Origin of the sequence: Streptomyces sp. Ag82_O1-12 (genome assembly GCF_900182715.1) — a bacterium.
GTDB classification, from domain to species: Bacteria; Actinomycetota; Actinomycetes; order Streptomycetales; family Streptomycetaceae; genus Streptomyces; species Streptomyces massasporeus.
The window spans coordinates 4816327-4833349 of sequence record NZ_FXUW01000001.1 but is presented as its reverse complement, the minus strand read 5'-3'; the positions used below and the strand labels follow the sequence as shown (position 1 = coordinate 4833349).

Sequence of the window (17023 nt, the reverse complement as noted above, 5' to 3'; positions counted from 1 at the left end):
GTCAAGCCGCTGCGGTGGGCGGCCTTCGGGTGGGTGAGCGTCAGGCCGGCGTCCTGGCGAGGAGCAGGACGACCTCGTAGACCTCATCGACGAAGCCGTCCGGGAAGGACCGGAGCAGGTGCTCGCGTTCCTCGGCCAGGAACGACGCGGTGTGGTCGGCGCCGTGGACGAGGAAGACCGAGTGGCTGCCGATGTTGGCCAGGTGGGTGTCGACCGGGACGCGGCGGCTCCAGCGGACCGTGCGGCGGGTGAAGTCGAGGAGGCCGGTGGGGTCGGCGGCGCGGGCGTCGACGTTGCGCTTCTCGGCGGAGACGTCGATGTCGAAGTGACGAGCCATGCGGGCGGCGGCCTCGGCGATCCAGGGGACGTCGAGCGCGTCGGTGTTCCACCACAGGGCGAGGGCGCCGCCGGGGCGCAGGACGCGCAGGGCCTCCGGGACGGCGCGGGCGGGGTCGGTCCAGTGCCAGGCCTGGGCGTAGGTGACGAGATCGACGGAGGCGTCGGTGAGGGGGAGGTCGTCGCCCGTGCCGCGGATGACCGGGATGTCGGGCAGGGTGCGGCGGAACTGGGCCGCCATGCCGTCTCCGGGTTCCACGGCGACGACGTCCGCGCCCCGGGCGTGCAGGAGGGCGGTGGCGATGCCGGTGCCGGCGCCGACGTCCGCGACGCGGGTGCCGGTGAGGGGACGGCCGGTCAGGTCTTCTATCGCGTCGAAGAGGGCCGGGGGGTAGGAGGGGCGGTTGGCGGCGTACTGGGCCGCCGCGGCGTTGAACGAGTGGGCCCGGGCGCTCCGAGGGGGCTCGGGGGTGCCGGCAGGGGGCTCGGGGGTGTCGGCAGGGGGCTCGGGGGTCGGGTCGGCTCCGGTGGGGTGGTGGGCGGAGGGTGATGTGGTCATACGGCCATGGTGGCCGGGGGCGGGGCGGGGTGCGGTGAGATTTCGGTGAGATCGGCGGGGGGCGGGCTGATCCCGTTGGGTGAGGCTCTGTTGCCCGAGCGGATGCCGAAGTGGGGTGGACGGCCGGGCCGTTCGGGAGCCGAGAGCTCGGGACATGCCCTAACGGCGGGTGAGGCGGGTGAGGGTGACGCCGTTGGGGAAGGCGGTGCGCTCGGCGACATCGAAGACGGTGGGGTCGAAGGCGCCGTCGAACGCCGGTACTCCGGCTCCGGCGACCACCGGGTAGTTCTTGACGACCAGTTCGTCGATCTCGGGCAGGAGCGCGCCGGCGAGCTTGCCGCCGCCGCAGAGCCATACGTTCAGGCCGCTGTCCTCCTCCTTCTTCAGTGCGCGGACCAGGCCGAGCGGGTCGCCCGGGACGACGGTGACGGCCGGGTCGGCGTCGGGCCGGAGCGTGCTGGACACCACGTACTGGCGCAGGTGCGCGTAGGGGCTGGTGACCCCCTGTTCGAAGGGGGCGCGATAGGGGCCGAGGCCCATGACGACGGTGTCGAAGTACCGGTTGGGGGTGTCGGCGAGGCCGGCGGCGGCGCGGTAGGCGGTCGGGACCGTCTCGGGGTACAGGGTGTTGGCCCAGGCGCTGTAGGCGGCGCTCTGCCGTTCGTCGCCGGCGGGGAAGAAGTCGTACTCGCCGTCGGGGCCGGCGATGCGGCCGTCGAGCGTGACAGCGATGTAGTAGACGAGCTTTCGCATCTCTGATAACTCCATACGTAGTACTCTCCTTGAAGTGGTTTGAAAGTAGTACTACAACTGGAGTGGTGTCAATGGTGCGACGGAACGACCAGCGGCGTGCCGCGCTCGTCGACGCGGCGATCGAGGTGCTGGCCAGGGAGGGTGCACGCGGTCTGACGTTCCGGGCGGTGGACGCCGAGGCCGCCGTACCGGCGGGGACCGCGTCCAACTACTTCGCCAACCGGGACGATCTCCTCACCCAGGCCGGTGCCCGGGTCTACGAGCGGCTCCAGCCCGACGACGCGACCATCGCCCGCCAGCGGGCGGCCGGCCGCGACCGGGAGACCTACGTGGTGCTGATGCGTGAGCTCGTCGGCCGCGTCGCCGGGTTCCGCACCGGGTACCTCGCCCTGCTCGAACTGCGTCTCGAGGCCACGCGTCGTCCCGAACTGCGCAAGGTCCTCACCGAGCGGGTCCGTGCCGATGTCGATGCCAACGTCGCGTACCACGAGGCCTCCGGCCTCCCCGGCGACGCCATGGCCGTCAAGCTGCTCATGCTGACCCTGAACTGGCTGATCGTCGAGCAGCTCACCCTGCCGGACGTCTTCACCGAGGCGGAGCGCGAAGAGCTGGTGACGGCGGCGGTCGAGCGCATCGTGGCGGAGCGGTAGGCGGCAGGACCTCGCTGGTGGCGACTACGCCCGGCGGCGGTTCTTCGGGTTGCCCGAGCGGCGGGTCGTGCGCTTCTCGTACTGCTTGTGGGCCTCTTCGTACTCCTCGCGGTGGAGCCTCTCGCCGGGGGCCTCGGTGAGGGAGCGGAAGAAGTAGGCGAAGAGCGAGCCGACGAAGCCGACGGCCAGGAGCCCGCGCAGGGACGCCTGGCGGTCCGGGTCGGGGCGTCGGGTGAAGCCGTCCCAGGTGTGACGGAAGGCCATCGCGCTGCAGATCGCGAACATCACGACCATGAGGAGCGTGACGAAGCCGCCGATCGCGGCGATCTGGAGGCCCTGGTAGGCGAGGCGGAGGACGAGGCAGGAGGCGGCGGCCGCCGCGAGGGAGCCGACGGAGACCGCGATGCGGCGTGCGGTGTAGCCGTTGTCGTGGTCGACCCAGGTGGTGCCGAAGAAGCGGATCGGCTCGGGGCGGGGGCCGGTGGAGCCCGCGGGGGTTTCCTGAAGGCCGGTGTCGTCGCTCACGCGTCGATTATGGCCCCGGGGTGACCGCGGGCTCCGAGCGGCTCAGCCGCAGCGGGGCCGGACGTGGCCGTCGCTGCCCGTTCTCACGTAGGCGTCCGAGACGTATGTGGTCCCGGCGTAGTGGCGGTGGGTTCAGGAGCAGCGCGGGCGGACGTAGCCGTCGCTGCCGGTCTGCACATAGGCGTCCGAGACGTACTCGCCGTCGTCGATGTTGTCCCAGATGTTCGTGGTGCCGTAAGGACCCGCCACCGTGGTGCCGGGGCGCTGGCAGAAGATGGTGACCCTGGCTCCCTCGGGCAGGACGCGGACGAGGGCGTAACCGGTGCCGGGGCCGCTGCGGACGTTCAGGCGGACGCCCGGGGCGACGGCGTACGAGCGCAGGGCCGACGCCGCCAACGTAACGGCTTCTTCATCGCCTCTGCCTTCGAGTTCCTCGACATGGTCGACAGACATGCGTTTCTCCCCCGTTGAACCCCATGGCTGCCATGGGGTGCCGTTGATTCCCCCGCGTCACGCCATGAAACACGTGTGCGCAACTCGTGCGTGGAGGCTAGCAAGCCGCCTCTGTCCCATACGAGTCTTCGACTAGGCTCCGTGCGTCGCGCGCGCGGACGAACAGCACGGGGGTGGTCCCATGGCGCCACAGCGGAACGCCGGAGCGGGCGCGGAAGCGGAACTTCCCGAATACGCCGGCCACTACCGTCTGGAGTCCTGCCTGGGTTCCGGCGGGATGGGGGTCGTGCACCTGGCGCGCAGCACCTCCGGGATGACGCTCGCCGTGAAGGTCGTGCACGCCCAGTTCGCCAAGGACCCCGAGTTTCGGGGGCGTTTCCGGCAGGAGGTGCGGGCCGCCCGGCGGGTCAGCGGGGCCTTCACCGCGCCGGTCGTGGACGCCGATCCCGAGGCCGGGCGCCCCTGGATGGCCACCTTGTACATCCCGGGCCCGACGCTCGCCCAGGAGGTCAAGCGGAACGGGCCTCTGGCACCCGCCCGGTTGCGGCGGCTGATGGCCGGGCTCGCGGAGGCGCTGCGGGACATCCACCGGGTCGGGGTCGTGCACCGGGATCTGAAGCCGAGCAACGTGCTGCTCGCCGAGGACGGGCCGAAGGTCATCGACTTCGGCATCTCCCGGCCGAAGGACAGCGAGTTGCGCACCGAGACCGGGAAGCTCATCGGGACGCCGCCGTTCATGGCGCCCGAGCAGTTCCGGCGGCCGAGGGAGGTCGGGCCAGCCGCCGACGTGTTCGCGCTCGGGTCGGTGATGGTCCACGCGGCGACCGGACGGGGGCCGTTCGACTCGGACAGCCCGTACGTGGTCGCCTACCAGGTCGTGCACGACGAACCGGAACTGACCGGCGTGCCCGAGGAGTTGGCTCCGCTCGTGCTGCGCTGCCTGGCCAAGGAGCCCGAGGACCGGCCCTCCCCCGACGAGTTGATGCGGGAGCTGCGGTCGGTGTCGGCCTCGTACGACACGCAGGCCTTCATACCGCGGCAGCGCGCCGAGGAGGAACCGGAAGAGCAACCGGAGGAGGCACCGGGGGGAGCCGCGCCCGGCGCGGCGGCCGCCGGGGTGGAAGGGCGCGAGGCGTCCGGCCGGTTGCGCAGGCGGGGGGCCGTGGTGGCCGGGGCCCTGGGGCTGGCGGTCGCCGGGGTGCTGGCGGTGGTGGGGCTGCCCGGGGGCGCGGATCCGGCGCGGGGGGTCGCCTCGCCGCGGACCACGGCCGCCGCTTTCTCCGGATGGGAGGCCGAGCCGCTCGACGGCCGGAGCGTGCCGCAGTGCTCCTTCGCGACGGACGCCGTGGTGTGCGCGCAGGAAGGGCTGGTGTTCGCGCGTGACGCCGTGGACGGGCGGCTGCTGTGGCGGCGGGCGCTGAAGGGCGCCGCCGCGAGCGGGCCGCCGGCCGGGGCTCCGGTCGTGGCGGACGGCAAGGTGCTGGGCGGACTCGGCCAGGGGCGGGAGCTGACGGCCGTCGACCTGGCGTCGGGCAAGGTGTCCCGGCGGGAGCTGCCGGCGTACGGCGGGCTGCGGGCCGTGGGGGGCATGGTGCTGCTCACCGGGTCCGACGGCACGGTCAGCGGGGTGGAGGCCGCCTCGGGCCGGGTGCGGTGGAGCCACCGGGTGCCGGGGCAGGACGTGCCGTACTTCGTGTCGTTCCCCGGTGACCCGCTCGCGTACGCGGTGAGCGTGTCGGGTGACGGGGGCCGGACGCGGGCCACGGCGGTGGATCCGCGGACCGGCGCGGTGCGGTGGCAGGCGGGACTCGACGGGAACCTGGAGGCGGTCGGCACGGCGGACGGATCGCTCGTTGCGCTGGCCGTCGACGCCGTGCGCGGTGAGGCCCGGGCCGTCGTGCGCTACGACCCCCGCGACCGCAGGACCGTGCGGGTGCCGCTGCGCGTCCCCCTGGCGCAGGTCCAGGGCAGCGTGCGGGGGGACGTCGTCCACCTCATGGCGAGCGGAGGGGCGTTGACGGCCGTCGACCTCAAGACGCGCGCGCAGTTGTGGAGCCTGGAGACGGGGGTCGCGCGGGCGTCCAGGCCGGCGGCCGACGGGCGGCATGTGTACGTGAGCGCGCCCGACGGGCGGCTGCTCGCCGTCGACGCCCGGCGGGGCAAGCTCGTCGGGCAGACGCCGGTGCGGCTGGGTGAGCGGTCCGACCGGGTGCCGGCCTCCCTTCCCGAGCCGGTGGTGGTGGGGGACCGGGTGTACGACAGCGCCCCGGACGGCACGGTGTTCGCGGTCAACGGGCGTGATCCGTCCGCCTGGTGAGCGGTCCGACCCGGTGCCGGCCTCCCTTCCCGAGCCGGTGGTGGTGGGGGACCGGGTGTACGACAGCGCCCCGGACGGCACGGTGTTCGCGGTCAACGGGCGTGATCCGTCCGCCTGGTGAGCGCACACGGCGAGGGCCGCCCCCGACGGCGGGAGGCGGCCCTCGGCGTGTGGAGTGGGGGTCAGCCCAGCTTCGACACGTCCCGCACCGCGCCCTTGTCCGCGCTCGTCGCCATCGCCGCGTAGGCCCGCAGCGCCGCCGAGACCTTGCGGTCGCGGTTCTTCGGGGCGTACACGCCGTTCAGCGCCTGGTCGCGGCGGGCCAGTTCGGCATCGTCCACCAGCAGTTCGATGGAGCGGCCCGGGATGTCGATGCGGACGCGGTCGCCGTCCTCGACCAGGGCGATGGTGCCGCCCGCGGCCGCCTCGGGCGAGGCGTGGCCGATGGACAGGCCGGAGGTGCCGCCGGAGAAGCGGCCGTCCGTGACCAGCGCGCAGGTCTTGCCGAGGCCGCGGCCCTTCAGGTACGAGGTCGGGTAGAGCATCTCCTGCATGCCGGGGCCGCCCTTGGGGCCCTCGTAGCGGATGACGACGACGTCGCCTTCCTTGACCTGCTGAGTGAGGATCTTCTGGACGGCCTCCTCCTGCGACTCGCAGACGACCGCCGGGCCCTCGAAGGTCCAGATGGACTCGTCGACACCGGCCGTCTTCACGACGCAGCCGTCGACCGCCAGGTTGCCCTTGAGGACCGCGAGGCCGCCGTCCTTGGAGTAGGCGTGCTCGGCGGAGCGGATGCAGCCGCCCTCGGCGTCCTTGTCCAGGGCCTCCCAGCGCTCGGACTGGGAGAAGGCCTCGGCGGAGCGGACGCAGCCGGGGGCCGCGTGCCACAGCTCGACCGCCTCGGCGGACGGGGAGCCGCCGCGCACGTCCCAGGTCTTCAGCCAGTCGCCGAGGGACGGGCTGTGCACGGAGTGCACGTCCTCGTTGAGCAGGCCGGCCCGGTGCAGCTCGCCGAGCAGGGCGGGGATGCCGCCGGCGCGGTGCACGTCCTCCATGTAGTACGTGCGGTCCTTGGCGACGTTCGGGGCGACCTTGGCCAGGCACGGCACGCGGCGCGAGACGGCGTTGATCTCGTCCAGGCCGAAGGGGACGCCGGCCTCCTGGGCGGCGGCCAGCAGGTGCAGGATCGTGTTGGTGGAGCCGCCCATGGCGATGTCGAGGGCCATGGCGTTCTCGAACGCCGCGACGGACGCCACGCTGCGGGGCAGGACCGTCTCGTCGTCCTGCTCGTAGTAGCGGCGGGTGATGTCCATGACCGTGTTGGCCGCGTTCACGTACAGCTGCTTGCGGGCCGTGTGCGTGGCGAGGACCGAGCCGTTGCCCGGGAGGGAGAGACCGATGGCCTCGGTCAGGCAGTTCATCGAGTTGGCGGTGAACATGCCGGAACAGGAGCCGCAGGTCGGACAGGCGTTCTCCTCGATGCGGAGGATGTCCTCGTCCGAGATCTTGTCGTTCACGGCGTCGGAGATCGCGTCGACCAGGTCGAGCGTGCGGACCGTGCCGTCGACCAGGGTGGCACGGCCGGACTCCATCGGGCCGCCGGAGACGAAGACCGTGGGGATGTTCAGCCGCAGGGCGGCGTTCAGCATGCCCGGGGTGATCTTGTCGCAGTTGGAGATGCAGATCAGGGCGTCGGCGCAGTGCGCCTCGACCATGTACTCCACGCTGTCCGCGATCAGGTCGCGGGAGGGCAGGGAGTACAGCATGCCGCCGTGGCCCATGGCGATGCCGTCGTCGACGGCGATCGTGTTGAACTCGCGCGGGATGCCGCCGGCGGCGACGACCGCCTCGCTGACGATCCGGCCGACCGGCGCCAGGTGCGTGTGCCCCGGGACGAACTCGGTGAAGCTGTTGGCGACCGCGATGATCGGCTTGCGGCCGATGTCCGTGCCCGGTACACCGGAGGCGCGCATCAGGGCGCGTGCGCCCGCCATGTTGCGGCCGTGGGTGACTGTGCGGGACCTCAGCTCGGGCATCGTCGCTCGCTCCTTCAAAGACGGCGTCAGAGAGTTCGGAGATTTCTGACTGCTACCGAGCGTACGCCGGTCATCCAGTGGGCGGGACGGTGCGTCCGGAATGCGGGACGCCTGTCTCGGACGACGGCACCCGCACGCCTTACGGATCGGTCATCCGCACGCCTTACGGATCGGCCACCCGCACGCCTTACGGATCGGTCAGATGTCCCTGTACGACGGGCGCGAGCCTCGCGATGACCTGCTCCGGGTCCGCCGAGGCCAGCGGCTCGATCTTGAGGACGTAGCGCAGGATCGCGGTGCCCACGAGCTGCGCCGCCGCGAGCTCGGCCCGCAGCTCGGCGTCCGGCAGCTCCAGCCGTACCGCGATGCGGCGCAGCACCTGGGTGGCGATGATCCGCCGGAAGACGGCGGCCGCGGTGTCGTTGGTGAGGGCGGAGCGGACGATGGCGAGCAGCGGCGCGCGGGTCGCCGGGTTCTCCCAGATGCCGAAGAAGAAGCGGGCCAGGCGCTCCCCCACCCCGTCCAGCGGGCCCTCCTCGATGGCCTTCGGGGCTTGCAGGGCCGGTCCGAAGGACAGGGTGATCGCCGCCTCGAAGACCTGCTCCTTCGTGCCGAAGTAGTGGTGCACAAGGGCCGGGTCGACCCCGGCGGACTTGGCGATGCCGCGCACGGACGTCTTCTCGTAGCCGCGCTCGGAGAACTCGTCGCGGGCGGCGCTCAGGATGCGGTCACGGGTGTCCGCCGCCTCCGTGCGCGGGGGGCGGCCACGGCGGCGGGCGGCGGTGCCGGGGCCGCTGCCGGCCGGGGGCCGGCCGGTCATCGCCGCGGCACCTTCACCGGCGAGGCCAGGTGCCCGGTCATCGCCGCGGCACCTTCACGGCCGAGGCAAGGTGCAGGCGGGTGAAGGCCAGGGCCTCCGCCAGGTCCGCCTCGCGCTCCGCGCTCGACATGGCGCGGCGGGTGTTGACCTCGATGACGACATGCCCGTCGAAGCCGGTCAGGGCGAGCCGCTCCAGCACCTCGGCGCAGGGCTGCGTGCCGCGGCCGGGCACCAGGTGCTCGTCCTTGGCCGAGCCCCGGCCGTCGGCGAGGTGGACGTGGCCGAGGCGGTCCCCCATGCGGTCGACCATGTCCAGCGCGTCGGAGCGGGCCGTCGCGGTGTGGCTGAGATCGATCGTGAAGTGCCGGTAGTCGTCCTTCGTCACGTCCCAGTCGGGCGCGTACGCGAGCATCTCGCGGTCGCGGTAGCGCCAGGGGTACATGTTCTCGACGGCGAACCGTACGTCCGTCTCGTTGGCCATGCGCCAGATGCCGGTGACGAAGTCCCGGGCGTACTGGCGCTGCCAGCGGAACGGCGGGTGGACCACGACCGTGCTCGCGCCGAGCTTCTCCGCCGCCACGCGGGCCCGCTGGAGCTTGGTCCAGGGGTCGGTGGACCAGACGCGCTGCGTGATGAGCAGGCAGGGGGCGTGCACGGCCAGGATCGGGATCCGGTGGTAGTCGCTGAGTCTGCGCAGGGCCTCGATGTCCTGGCTGACCGGGTCGGTCCAGACCATGACCTCGACTCCGTCGTAGCCGAGGCGCGCGGCGATCTCGAAGGCCGTGGCCGTCGACTCCGGGTAGACCGAGGCCGTCGACAGGGCGACCTTCGCGTCCGGGATCTTCACGGCTGGCTCTGCCATGCAGGACAGATTACGGGGTGTGGTCGGGGTGGCGTGGGGGGCCTCTTGGCCGTTGTGGTGTTTGCCATAGACGAGCGGGCTCCTACGCGGACTCCATGTGATCCAGGCGACGCAGGATCACGCCTTCCCTCAGCGCCCAGGGGCATATCTCGACCCGCTCCACGCCGAAGAGGTCCATCGCGGCCTCGGCGACCAGGGCGCCGGCCAGGAGCTGCCCGGCCCTGCCCTCCGAGACGCCCGGCAGCTCCGCGCGCTCCCGCTCGGTCATGGCGGCCAGGCGCGGGACCCAGCCCTCCACGGACTCCCGCTTGAGCTCGCGCTGGACGTAGAGGCCCTCGGCGGAGCGGGCGGCGCCGGCGATGCGGGCCAGCTGCTTGAAGGTCTTCGACGTGGCGACGACGTGGTCGGGGGTGCCGAGGCGGCTGAATTCGCCGACCGTGCGGGCGATCTCGGTCCGCACGTGACGGCGCAGGGCGCGGACGTCGTCCGGGGCGGGCGGGTCGCCGGGGAGCCAGCCGGCGGTGAGGCGACCCGCGCCCAGCGGCAGCGAGGCGGCCGCGTCGGGCTCCTCGTCGATGCCGTAGGCGACCTCCAGGGAGCCGCCGCCGATGTCCAGGACCAGCAGCTTCCCGGCGGACCAGCCGAACCAGCGGCGGGCGGCGAGGAAGGTGAGCCGGGCCTCCTCGGCGCCGGTGAGGACCTGGAGCTCGACGCCCGTCTCGGCGCGCACGCGGGCGAGGACGTCGTCGGCGTTGCGGGCCTCGCGCACGGCGGAGGTGGCGAACGGCAGCAGGTCCTCGACGCCCTTGTCCTCGGCGGCCTGGAGCGCCTCCTGGACGACCGAGATCAGCTGGTCGACGCCGTGCGGGCCGATCGCGCCGTCGTCGTCGAGGAGCTGGGCGAGGCGCAGTTCCGCCTTGTGCGAATGCGCGGGCAGCGGGCACGCGCCGGGGTGCGCGTCCACCACGAGCAGATGCACCGTGTTCGATCCCACGTCGAGGACACCGAGTCTCATGTACGGAACGCTACTGCCCGCCGGGCCCTCCGCCGTCCTCGGTGGGGGCACGAGGCCCGTACCCTGGACTCGTGCCAAAGACGAAAAAGGCGAAGCGCGACAAATCACCGGGCGTCGTGGAATCCGACGAGAAGGGCCTCGACTTCGCTCGCGCATGGGTGGAGTTTCCTGATCCGGCGGACGACGAGCAGGTCTTCCGCTGCGATCTGACATGGCTGACCTCTCGCTGGAACTGCATCTTCGGCAGCGGCTGCCAGGGCATCCAGGCGGGCCGTGCGGATGACGGGTGCTGCACGTTGGGTGCCCACTTCTCCGACGAGGACGACGAGAAGCGCGTCGCCGGGTTTGTGGCCAGGCTCACGCCGGACATCTGGCAGCACCATGCCGAGGGCACGCGGGGCGGCTGGGTCTCCGAGGACGAGGACGGCGAGCGGCAGACGCGGCCCTTCCAGGGCTCGTGCATCTTCCAGAACCGGCCGGGCTTCAAGGGGGGCATGGGCTGCTCGCTGCACATCCTGGCCCTGAAGGAGGGCCGCGAGCCGCTGGAGACCAAGCCGGACGTGTGCTGGCAGCTGCCGGTACGACGGACGTACGAGTGGATCGACCGGCCCGACGACACGCGCGTCCTCCAGGTGTCGATCGGTGAGTACGACCGCCGCGGCTGGGGTCCGGGCGGCCACGACCTGCACTGGTGGTGCACCTCGGCGACGTCGGCCCACGGCGCGGGCGATCCCGTGTACGTCTCCTACCGGCCCGAGCTGATCGAGCTGATGGGCAAGGCCGGCTACGACCGGCTGGTCGAGCTGTGCGAGGAGCGGCTGGCCTCGCAGCTGCCGCTGCTGGCACCGCACCCCGCGGATCCCGCGCATCCGGCGAGCCCCGGGGCCTGAGGGCCCGGCTACGAGGTGACCGGGCTCGGGTCGCCGCTGTCCGAGGGCGGTGGCGTCGAGCCCGTGGGCTCGGTCGGGGCCGGGTCCGTCGGCGTGGGATCCGGGTCGGTCGACGGGGGCGCAGTGGTCGGCGTCGGGTCCGGGTCCGGGGCGGAGGTCGTGGGCGTCGGGTCGGGGTGGGTCGGCGCCGGGCCGCCCGGGCTGCTGGGGCGGGGGTCCGGGCCGGGGTCGGAGGGGCTGGGCGCGGTGCCGTAGCCCTCGATGCGGACGACGGCGCCCGCGGGCGCGACCGCGACCTGCGCGCGCCAGGGCCCCGCGGGCTCCCGCAGGTGGTCGACGTACACCTTGATCGTCACCGACTCGCCGGGCCGGAGCGTTCCCGAGGACTGGCTGAGGTAGAGCCAGGGGGCTCCCGTCGACGCGGACCAGCGGACCGGGGCCGGGCCGCTCGCGGTCAGCGTGACCAGGGTGGTGTCGCCGCTGTTGTCGGCCGTGACCTCCAGGGCGCTCTCGCGTCCCGCGCCGGCGACGCCGATCACCTCGACGGAGACGTCGGCCTTGCCGTCCTTGCCGAAGCGGGGGCCGGGGCGGGTGCTCGCGTTGCCGGTGTTCTCGTAGCCGCCGCCCGCCATCTCGCCGTCCAGGCCGAACGGGTCGTCCGCCTCGCGCGCGGAGGCCGAGCGGCCGTCCTGGCCCTCGCCGATCGGGGTGCCCCGGTAGGCGGCCCACAGGGCGAGGACCGGGGCGGCCACGACGGTGGCGACGACGGTCGTGGTGACGGCACGCGCGCGCAGGCGGTCCCTGCGGGCGGCATGGTCCTTGGGGTCCATCGGGAAGCCGCGCCGGTCGAAGCGGGGTGCGGCGTTCCGCGCGCGCGGGTGGTGGGCCATCGCGACGTGCAGGGCCGCTCGGGGCGCCGGCAGGACGGGCAGTTCGGCGGGGGTGACGCTGGTGCCGGGCCAGCGGCCGGGGATGGCTCGCTCGGCGGTGCGGCGGCAGCGCGGGCAGTCGTCGACGTGCCGGACGAGCTCGCGGCGCAGGGCCGTGCCGAGCACGAGCCGGTCGGCACCGGCGAACTGCGACACGCTCGGACACGCCCCGGTCTCGACCACGGCGAGGGCCGCACGCGTGCGTTCCACCTCGCAGGCGGCGGAGGCGAGCAGATCGCGGGCGGCGGCCGGGTCCATGCCGAGGACGGCGGCGACCTCGCGGGCGGTGAGGTGGTGGCGCACGGCCAGTTCGAGCGCCTCGCGCTGCTCGGGCGTGGTGCCGGCGGCCTCCGGCCAGGCCAGCAGGGCCAGTTCGCGACGGCGCCGCTCCTGGACCTCCTCGGACGCGGCCGGGGCGGCCGGACGGTCGGCGCGCTGCCGGTCGGCACGGCCCACGGCATGGCTGCTCAGACGTTTCTGCTTGGCCTCGGCCAGCTTGCGCAGGCACGCCCAGCGGGCCAGCGCGTACAGCCAGGCCCTGCGGTCCGCGGGTGCCTCGGGGACGTGCCGGCCGCGGCGTTCGGCGAGGGCGAGGACGTCGCCCAGGGCGGCGGTCGCGGCCTCGTGGTCGCACAGCACGGACAGGCAGTAGGTGAACAGGCCGTCCAGGTAGGGCTCGTAGCGCGCGGGCGGCCGCTGCGCCAGCGTGCGCGCCGCCCCGCGGTCGCGCGCCTCCCGGTGCGCCCGGTGGGCGCCGGCCGTGCGGGCCGAACGGGTCGAGATCTCCGGAGTACTGCTCATCATTCGGCGACCGTAGGACGCCGGGAGAGGCACCATCAGGCGGCTTGAGCACATTTAATCCGTACGGGTGAAACGATCCCTCAATCGGGGACACGAACCGGTTGTTCCGCCGCTGGCGCGGGGTGGCGAACGCGTGGCGCGCGGGCGGCGGCCGTCGGCCGGTCCCGCGATGTCAGTGCCGGCGGCTACGGTTTCGTCCATGGCTGCCCGTACGAAGACCACCAAGGACCGCCCGTCCTACCGCTGCACGGAATGCGGCTGGCAGACGGCGAAGTGGCTCGGCCGCTGCCCCGAGTGCCAGGCCTGGGGGACGGTCGAGGAGTACGGCGCGCCCGCGGTGCGTACGACGACCCCCGGCCGGGTCACCACCTCCGCACTGCCCATCGGCCAGGTGGACGGCCGCCAGGCCACCGCCCGCCCCACCGGCGTGCCCGAGCTGGACCGCGTGCTCGGCGGCGGCCTGGTCCCCGGCGCGGTGGTGCTGGTCGCGGGCGAACCGGGCGTCGGCAAGTCCACGCTCCTGCTGGACGTGGCGGCCAAGTCCGCGAGCGACGAGCACCGCACGCTGTACGTCACGGGTGAGGAGTCGGCGAGCCAGGTCCGGCTGCGCGCCGACCGCATCGGCGCCATCGACGACCACCTGTACCTGGCGGCCGAGACGGATCTGGCCGCGGTGCTGGGCCACTTGGACGCGGTGAAGCCGTCGCTGCTGATCATGGACTCGGTGCAGACGGTGGCCTCCCCCGAGATCGACGGAGCGCCCGGCGGCATGGCCCAGGTGCGGGAGGTCGCCGGCGCCCTCATCCGGGCCTCCAAGGAACGCGGCATGTCCACGCTGCTGGTGGGCCACGTCACCAAGGACGGCGCGATCGCGGGCCCGCGCCTGCTGGAGCACCTGGTGGACGTCGTCCTGAGCTTCGAGGGCGACCGGCACGCCCGCCTGCGCCTCGTGCGCGGCGTCAAGAACCGCTACGGCACCACCGACGAGGTCGGCTGCTTCGAGCTGCACGACGAGGGCATCACCGGTCTCGCCGACCCCAGCGGGCTCTTCCTGACCCGCCGGGCCGAACCGGTCCCGGGCACCTGCCTGACCGTCACCCTGGAGGGCCGCCGCCCGCTGGTCGCCGAGGTCCAGGCGCTCACGGTCGACTCGCAGATCCCCTCCCCGCGCCGCACCACCTCGGGCCTGGAGACCTCCCGCGTCTCGATGATGCTCGCGGTGCTGGAACAGCGGGGGCGGATCAGCGCCTTGGGCAAAAGAGACATCTACTCCGCGACGGTCGGCGGGGTGAGGCTCACCGAGCCCGCCGCGGACCTGGCCGTCGCCCTCGCCCTGGCGAGCGCGGCGAGTGACACACCTCTCCCGAAGAATCTCGTCGCGATCGGCGAAGTGGGGCTCGCGGGCGAGGTGAGGCGGGTCACCGGAGTGCAGCGCAGACTGGCCGAAGCCCACCGTCTGGGCTTCACGCACGCGCTGGTCCCGGGCGATCCGGGCAAGATCCCGGCGGGCATGAAGGTCCTGGAAGTCGCGGACATAGGGGACGCCCTGAGGGTCCTCCCCCGCTCCCGTCGCAGAGAGGCCCCACGGGACGAGGAGGGTCGCCGGTAGACTTTGCCCTGGTCTCGCCCGTCCGTGCGAACCGAGCGCGCGACACGGGGGCGCCCAGAACCTGCGACCGGAGGAGTGCAGTGGCAGCCAACGACCGGGCATCTGCTCCCGGAAAATCCGGCGGGAGCGCCGGTACCGATGGCCTGATGCGCGCCTCCCTGAGCGCCGTGGCACCCGGCACCCCGCTGCGTGACGGCTTGGAGCGCGTGCTCCGAGGCAACACCGGCGGACTCATCGTGCTCGGCTCCGACAAGACGGTCGAGGCGCTGTGCAGCGGCGGTTTCGTGCTGGACGTCGAGTTCACCGCGACCCGTCTGCGCGAGCTGTGCAAGCTGGACGGCGGCATCGTGCTGTCCTCCGACCTGTCGAAGATCCTGCGTGCGGGCGTGCAGCTGGTCCCGGACCCGACGATCCCGACGGAGGAGACGGGCACCCGGCACCGCACCGCGGACCGCGTCAGCAAGCAGGTCGGTTTCCCGGTGGTCTCCGTCTCCCAGTCGATGCGGCTGATCGCCCTGTACGTCGACGGGCAGCGCCGCGTCCTGGAGGACTCGGCGGCGATCCTGTCCCGCGCCAACCAGGCGCTCGCCACCCTGGAGCGCTACAAGCTCCGCCTCGACGAGGTCGCGGGCACGCTGTCGGCGCTGGAGATCGAGGACCTGGTGACCGTCCGGGACGTCTCGGCGGTCGCCCAGCGTCTGGAGATGGTGCGCCGCATCGCCACGGAGATCGCCGAGTACGTCGTGGAGCTCGGCACGGACGGCCGGCTCCTGGCCCTCCAGCTCGACGAGCTGATCGCGGGCGTGGAACCCGAGCGCGAGCTGGTCGTGCGGGACTACGTCCCCGAGCCCACGGCCAAGCGCTCCCGCACGGTCGACCAGGCCCTCGCCGAACTCGACGCCCTCACCCATGCCGAGCTACTCGAACTGTCCACGGTGGCACGGGCGTTGGGCTACACTGGCGCGCCCGAGACGCTGGACTCGGCGGTTTCCCCGCGCGGGTACCGTCTCCTCGCCAAGGTGCCCCGGCTCCCCGGCGCGATCATCGACCGCCTCGTCGAGCACTTCGGCGGACTGCAGAAGCTGCTCGCCGCGAGCGTCGACGACCTCCAGGCGGTGGACGGCGTGGGCGAGGCCCGGGCCCGCAGCGTCCGCGAGGGGCTGTCACGGCTGGCGGAGTCCTCGATTCTGGAGCGGTACGTCTGACGCGCACGGCACCCGGCTGGAACGGCTGAGGGCGGTACCCGGGAAGGGGTACCGCCCTCGGTCGTTCTCGGCCCGGCCCGGCCCGGCCGGCCGGCCAGGAGGACACCTCGGGCGCTGCGGGCCCGAGGGACCTGAGGTGCGTCTCGGGCACTGCGGCCCTGACGGACTCGAGGTGCGTCTCGGGCACGGCGGCCCTGGCGGGCCCTAGGTGCGTCTCGGGCGCTGTGGGCCCGGCGGACCTGAGGTGCGAATCCGGCCCTGCGCCCCCGGCGGACCGCGGACCAGAGATGCCTGTGCCTCTCCGGCCCTGCGGCCCCCGCGGACCAGAGGTGCCCGTGTCTCTCCGGCCCTGCGGCTCTAGTCGGCCGAGAGGACGAACGACGTCTGGACCTTCGCGTAGCCCGGGGCCTTGGCTTCCACCAGGTACGTGCCGGACCCGGCCGAGCCCGCGGGAGGCGTGGCGCACTCGGGGGCGCTCGGCTTGCGGTCCCACTTCAGGGTGTAGGTGATGCCGCTGCCGGCGGCGACCCGGTACAGCTGGTGCGCGGCGGCCTTGGGGCAGTCCTCGGAGGACCAGTAGTCGTCGTCGCTGCTCGCCGGGGCGATCGTGAACACCGCGTTCTTCGGCCCGAGATCGATCTTGCAGTCGCTGCCGGAGACGTTCCGCGCGGTCAGCAGGAACGTGGGCGTCTGCTCGGGGTCGTAGGTGTTGTGGCGGCTGCGCAGGCTGAACTTCACCGCGCTCGCCGTGCAGTTGGGCAAGGTGGAGCCGGCCGGCAGGGTGTCGCCCGCGCCCACGCCGCCCGCGGCGGTACCGCTCCCCGAGCCGCCGGTGCCGCCCGCGCCCTCGGAGCCGCCCGAGCCGCCGGACCCGGAACCGTCGCCGGATCCCGAGCCGGAACCGCCCCCGGAGCCGCCGCCCGAGCCGTTTCCGGAGCCGTCGCCCGAACCGCCGGAGCCCTCGTCCCCCGACTCGTCACGCCCGCCCGGCGCTTGACTGATGGCGGGGCCCGAACTCGACGGGCCGGGCGTGATGGAGGGCGCGGGATTCTTGCCGTTGGCGCCGTTGTCGCCGTTCTTGCCGCCTCCGCCGCCCATGGTCACGATCCACAGGGTCAGCAGCGCCAACACGGCGACTACAGACACCAGTACGACCCTCCGACGCCAGTAGATGGAGGAGGGAAGCGGCCCGACCGGATTGCGCAGAGATCCCACGGCGCAAACCTTACGAGAGATCGGCGCGTTCACCGGTCCCACCCGCCG

Annotated in this window: 16 protein-coding genes; 6 read left to right on the top strand and 10 right to left on the bottom strand. The window is 73.1% G+C overall.

The features are described from left to right. Positions 1-40 precede the first annotated feature (40 nt). Positions 41-895 (bottom strand): class I SAM-dependent methyltransferase, encoded by an 855-nt coding sequence (locus QOL88_RS22245; RefSeq protein WP_097218749.1) that lies wholly within the window; start codon positions 893-895, stop codon positions 41-43. A gap of 159 nt (positions 896-1054) precedes the next feature. Further along, positions 1055-1648 (bottom strand): dihydrofolate reductase family protein, encoded by a 594-nt coding sequence (locus QOL88_RS22240; RefSeq protein WP_097218746.1) that lies wholly within the window; start codon positions 1646-1648, stop codon positions 1055-1057. A gap of 71 nt (positions 1649-1719) precedes the next feature. Between QOL88_RS22240 and QOL88_RS22235 the strand changes: the two genes are divergently transcribed. Further along, positions 1720-2298 (top strand): TetR/AcrR family transcriptional regulator, encoded by a 579-nt coding sequence (locus tag QOL88_RS22235; RefSeq protein ID WP_097218743.1) that lies wholly within the window; start codon positions 1720-1722, stop codon positions 2296-2298. Between the two features lie 24 nt (positions 2299-2322). On the opposite strand, the gene QOL88_RS22230 is transcribed toward QOL88_RS22235, so the two are convergent. Together QOL88_RS22230 and QOL88_RS22225 are read right to left on the bottom strand one after the other, a co-directional pair. Then, on the bottom strand, positions 2323-2823 hold the full coding sequence (locus QOL88_RS22230; RefSeq protein ID WP_097218741.1) for a hypothetical protein: 501 nt from the start codon (positions 2821-2823) through the stop codon (positions 2323-2325). Between the two features lie 132 nt (positions 2824-2955). Next, on the bottom strand, positions 2956-3276 hold the full coding sequence (locus QOL88_RS22225; protein WP_097218739.1) for an SH3 domain-containing protein: 321 nt from the start codon (positions 3274-3276) through the stop codon (positions 2956-2958). Positions 3277-3457: 181 nt separating this feature from the next. Here QOL88_RS22225 and QOL88_RS22220 point away from each other — a divergent pair, with 181 nt between their 5' ends. Further along, positions 3458-5593, top strand: a complete 2136-nt coding sequence (locus tag QOL88_RS22220) for a protein kinase domain-containing protein (RefSeq protein WP_097218737.1) — start codon at positions 3458-3460, stop codon at positions 5591-5593. Further along, positions 5574-5714 carry a hypothetical protein gene (locus QOL88_RS22215; RefSeq protein ID WP_179878930.1) on the top strand — a complete coding sequence of 47 codons (141 nt, stop codon included), beginning with the start codon at positions 5574-5576 and terminating at the stop codon, positions 5712-5714. The genes QOL88_RS22220 and QOL88_RS22215 overlap by 20 nt, the downstream gene beginning before the upstream one ends. A gap of 61 nt (positions 5715-5775) precedes the next feature. Here QOL88_RS22215 and ilvD read toward each other — a convergent pair whose 3' ends face one another. From ilvD to QOL88_RS22195, 4 genes are all read right to left on the bottom strand, one after another. Further along, positions 5776-7629, bottom strand: coding sequence for a dihydroxy-acid dehydratase (ilvD, locus tag QOL88_RS22210; RefSeq protein ID WP_097218734.1), 1854 nt, complete (start codon positions 7627-7629; stop codon positions 5776-5778). Between the two features lie 187 nt (positions 7630-7816). Then, positions 7817-8449 carry a TetR/AcrR family transcriptional regulator gene (locus QOL88_RS22205; RefSeq protein ID WP_097218732.1) on the bottom strand — a complete coding sequence of 211 codons (633 nt, stop codon included), beginning with the start codon at positions 8447-8449 and terminating at the stop codon, positions 7817-7819. A 37-nt stretch (positions 8450-8486) separates the two neighbouring features. After that, the gene (locus QOL88_RS22200; protein ID WP_097218728.1) at positions 8487-9311 is read right to left on the bottom strand and encodes a sugar phosphate isomerase/epimerase family protein; all 825 of its coding nucleotides are present in this window, start codon (positions 9309-9311) and stop codon (positions 8487-8489) included. An 82-nt stretch (positions 9312-9393) separates the two neighbouring features. Continuing rightward, the gene (locus tag QOL88_RS22195) at positions 9394-10326 is read right to left on the bottom strand and encodes a Ppx/GppA family phosphatase (RefSeq protein WP_097218725.1); all 933 of its coding nucleotides are present in this window, start codon (positions 10324-10326) and stop codon (positions 9394-9396) included. Positions 10327-10397: 71 nt separating this feature from the next. On the opposite strand from QOL88_RS22195, the gene QOL88_RS22190 reads away from it, so the two are divergent. Continuing rightward, positions 10398-11216 (top strand): DUF3109 family protein, encoded by an 819-nt coding sequence (locus QOL88_RS22190; RefSeq protein ID WP_097218723.1) that lies wholly within the window; start codon positions 10398-10400, stop codon positions 11214-11216. Positions 11217-11224: 8 nt separating this feature from the next. Here QOL88_RS22190 and QOL88_RS22185 read toward each other — a convergent pair whose 3' ends face one another. Further along, positions 11225-12949, bottom strand: coding sequence for a BACON domain-containing protein (locus QOL88_RS22185; RefSeq protein WP_097218721.1), 1725 nt, complete (start codon positions 12947-12949; stop codon positions 11225-11227). Positions 12950-13145: 196 nt separating this feature from the next. Here QOL88_RS22185 and radA point away from each other — a divergent pair, with 196 nt between their 5' ends. Together radA and disA are read left to right on the top strand one after the other, a co-directional pair. After that, positions 13146-14555, top strand: a complete 1410-nt coding sequence (gene radA / locus QOL88_RS22180) for a DNA repair protein RadA (protein ID WP_097218719.1) — start codon at positions 13146-13148, stop codon at positions 14553-14555. Between the two features lie 80 nt (positions 14556-14635). Further along, positions 14636-15760, top strand: coding sequence for a DNA integrity scanning diadenylate cyclase DisA (gene disA / locus QOL88_RS22175; protein ID WP_097218715.1), 1125 nt, complete (start codon positions 14636-14638; stop codon positions 15758-15760). A 357-nt stretch (positions 15761-16117) separates the two neighbouring features. Here disA and QOL88_RS22170 read toward each other — a convergent pair whose 3' ends face one another. Next, positions 16118-16975, bottom strand: coding sequence for a hypothetical protein (locus QOL88_RS22170; protein WP_097218713.1), 858 nt, complete (start codon positions 16973-16975; stop codon positions 16118-16120). Between the last annotated feature and the right edge of the window lie 48 nt (positions 16976-17023).

Coding starts and splice junctions, on each gene's coding strand:
- QOL88_RS22225 (WP_097218739.1), bottom strand. CDS start 3,276: ATGTCTGTCGACCATGTCGAGGAACTCGAAGGCAGAGGCGATGAAGAA.
- QOL88_RS22185 (WP_097218721.1), bottom strand. CDS start 12,949: ATGATGAGCAGTACTCCGGAGATCTCGACCCGTTCGGCCCGCACGGCC.
- QOL88_RS22245 (WP_097218749.1), bottom strand. CDS start 895: ATGACCACATCACCCTCCGCCCACCACCCCACCGGAGCCGACCCGACC.
- QOL88_RS22235 (WP_097218743.1), top strand. CDS start 1,720: ATGGTGCGACGGAACGACCAGCGGCGTGCCGCGCTCGTCGACGCGGCG.
- QOL88_RS22195 (WP_097218725.1), bottom strand. CDS start 10,326: ATGAGACTCGGTGTCCTCGACGTGGGATCGAACACGGTGCATCTGCTC.
- QOL88_RS22205 (WP_097218732.1), bottom strand. CDS start 8,449: ATGACCGGCCGGCCCCCGGCCGGCAGCGGCCCCGGCACCGCCGCCCGC.
- QOL88_RS22200 (WP_097218728.1), bottom strand. CDS start 9,311: ATGGCAGAGCCAGCCGTGAAGATCCCGGACGCGAAGGTCGCCCTGTCG.
- QOL88_RS22240 (WP_097218746.1), bottom strand. CDS start 1,648: ATGCGAAAGCTCGTCTACTACATCGCTGTCACGCTCGACGGCCGCATC.
- radA (WP_097218719.1), top strand. CDS start 13,146: ATGGCTGCCCGTACGAAGACCACCAAGGACCGCCCGTCCTACCGCTGC.
- ilvD (WP_097218734.1), bottom strand. CDS start 7,629: ATGCCCGAGCTGAGGTCCCGCACAGTCACCCACGGCCGCAACATGGCG.
- QOL88_RS22220 (WP_097218737.1), top strand. CDS start 3,458: ATGGCGCCACAGCGGAACGCCGGAGCGGGCGCGGAAGCGGAACTTCCC.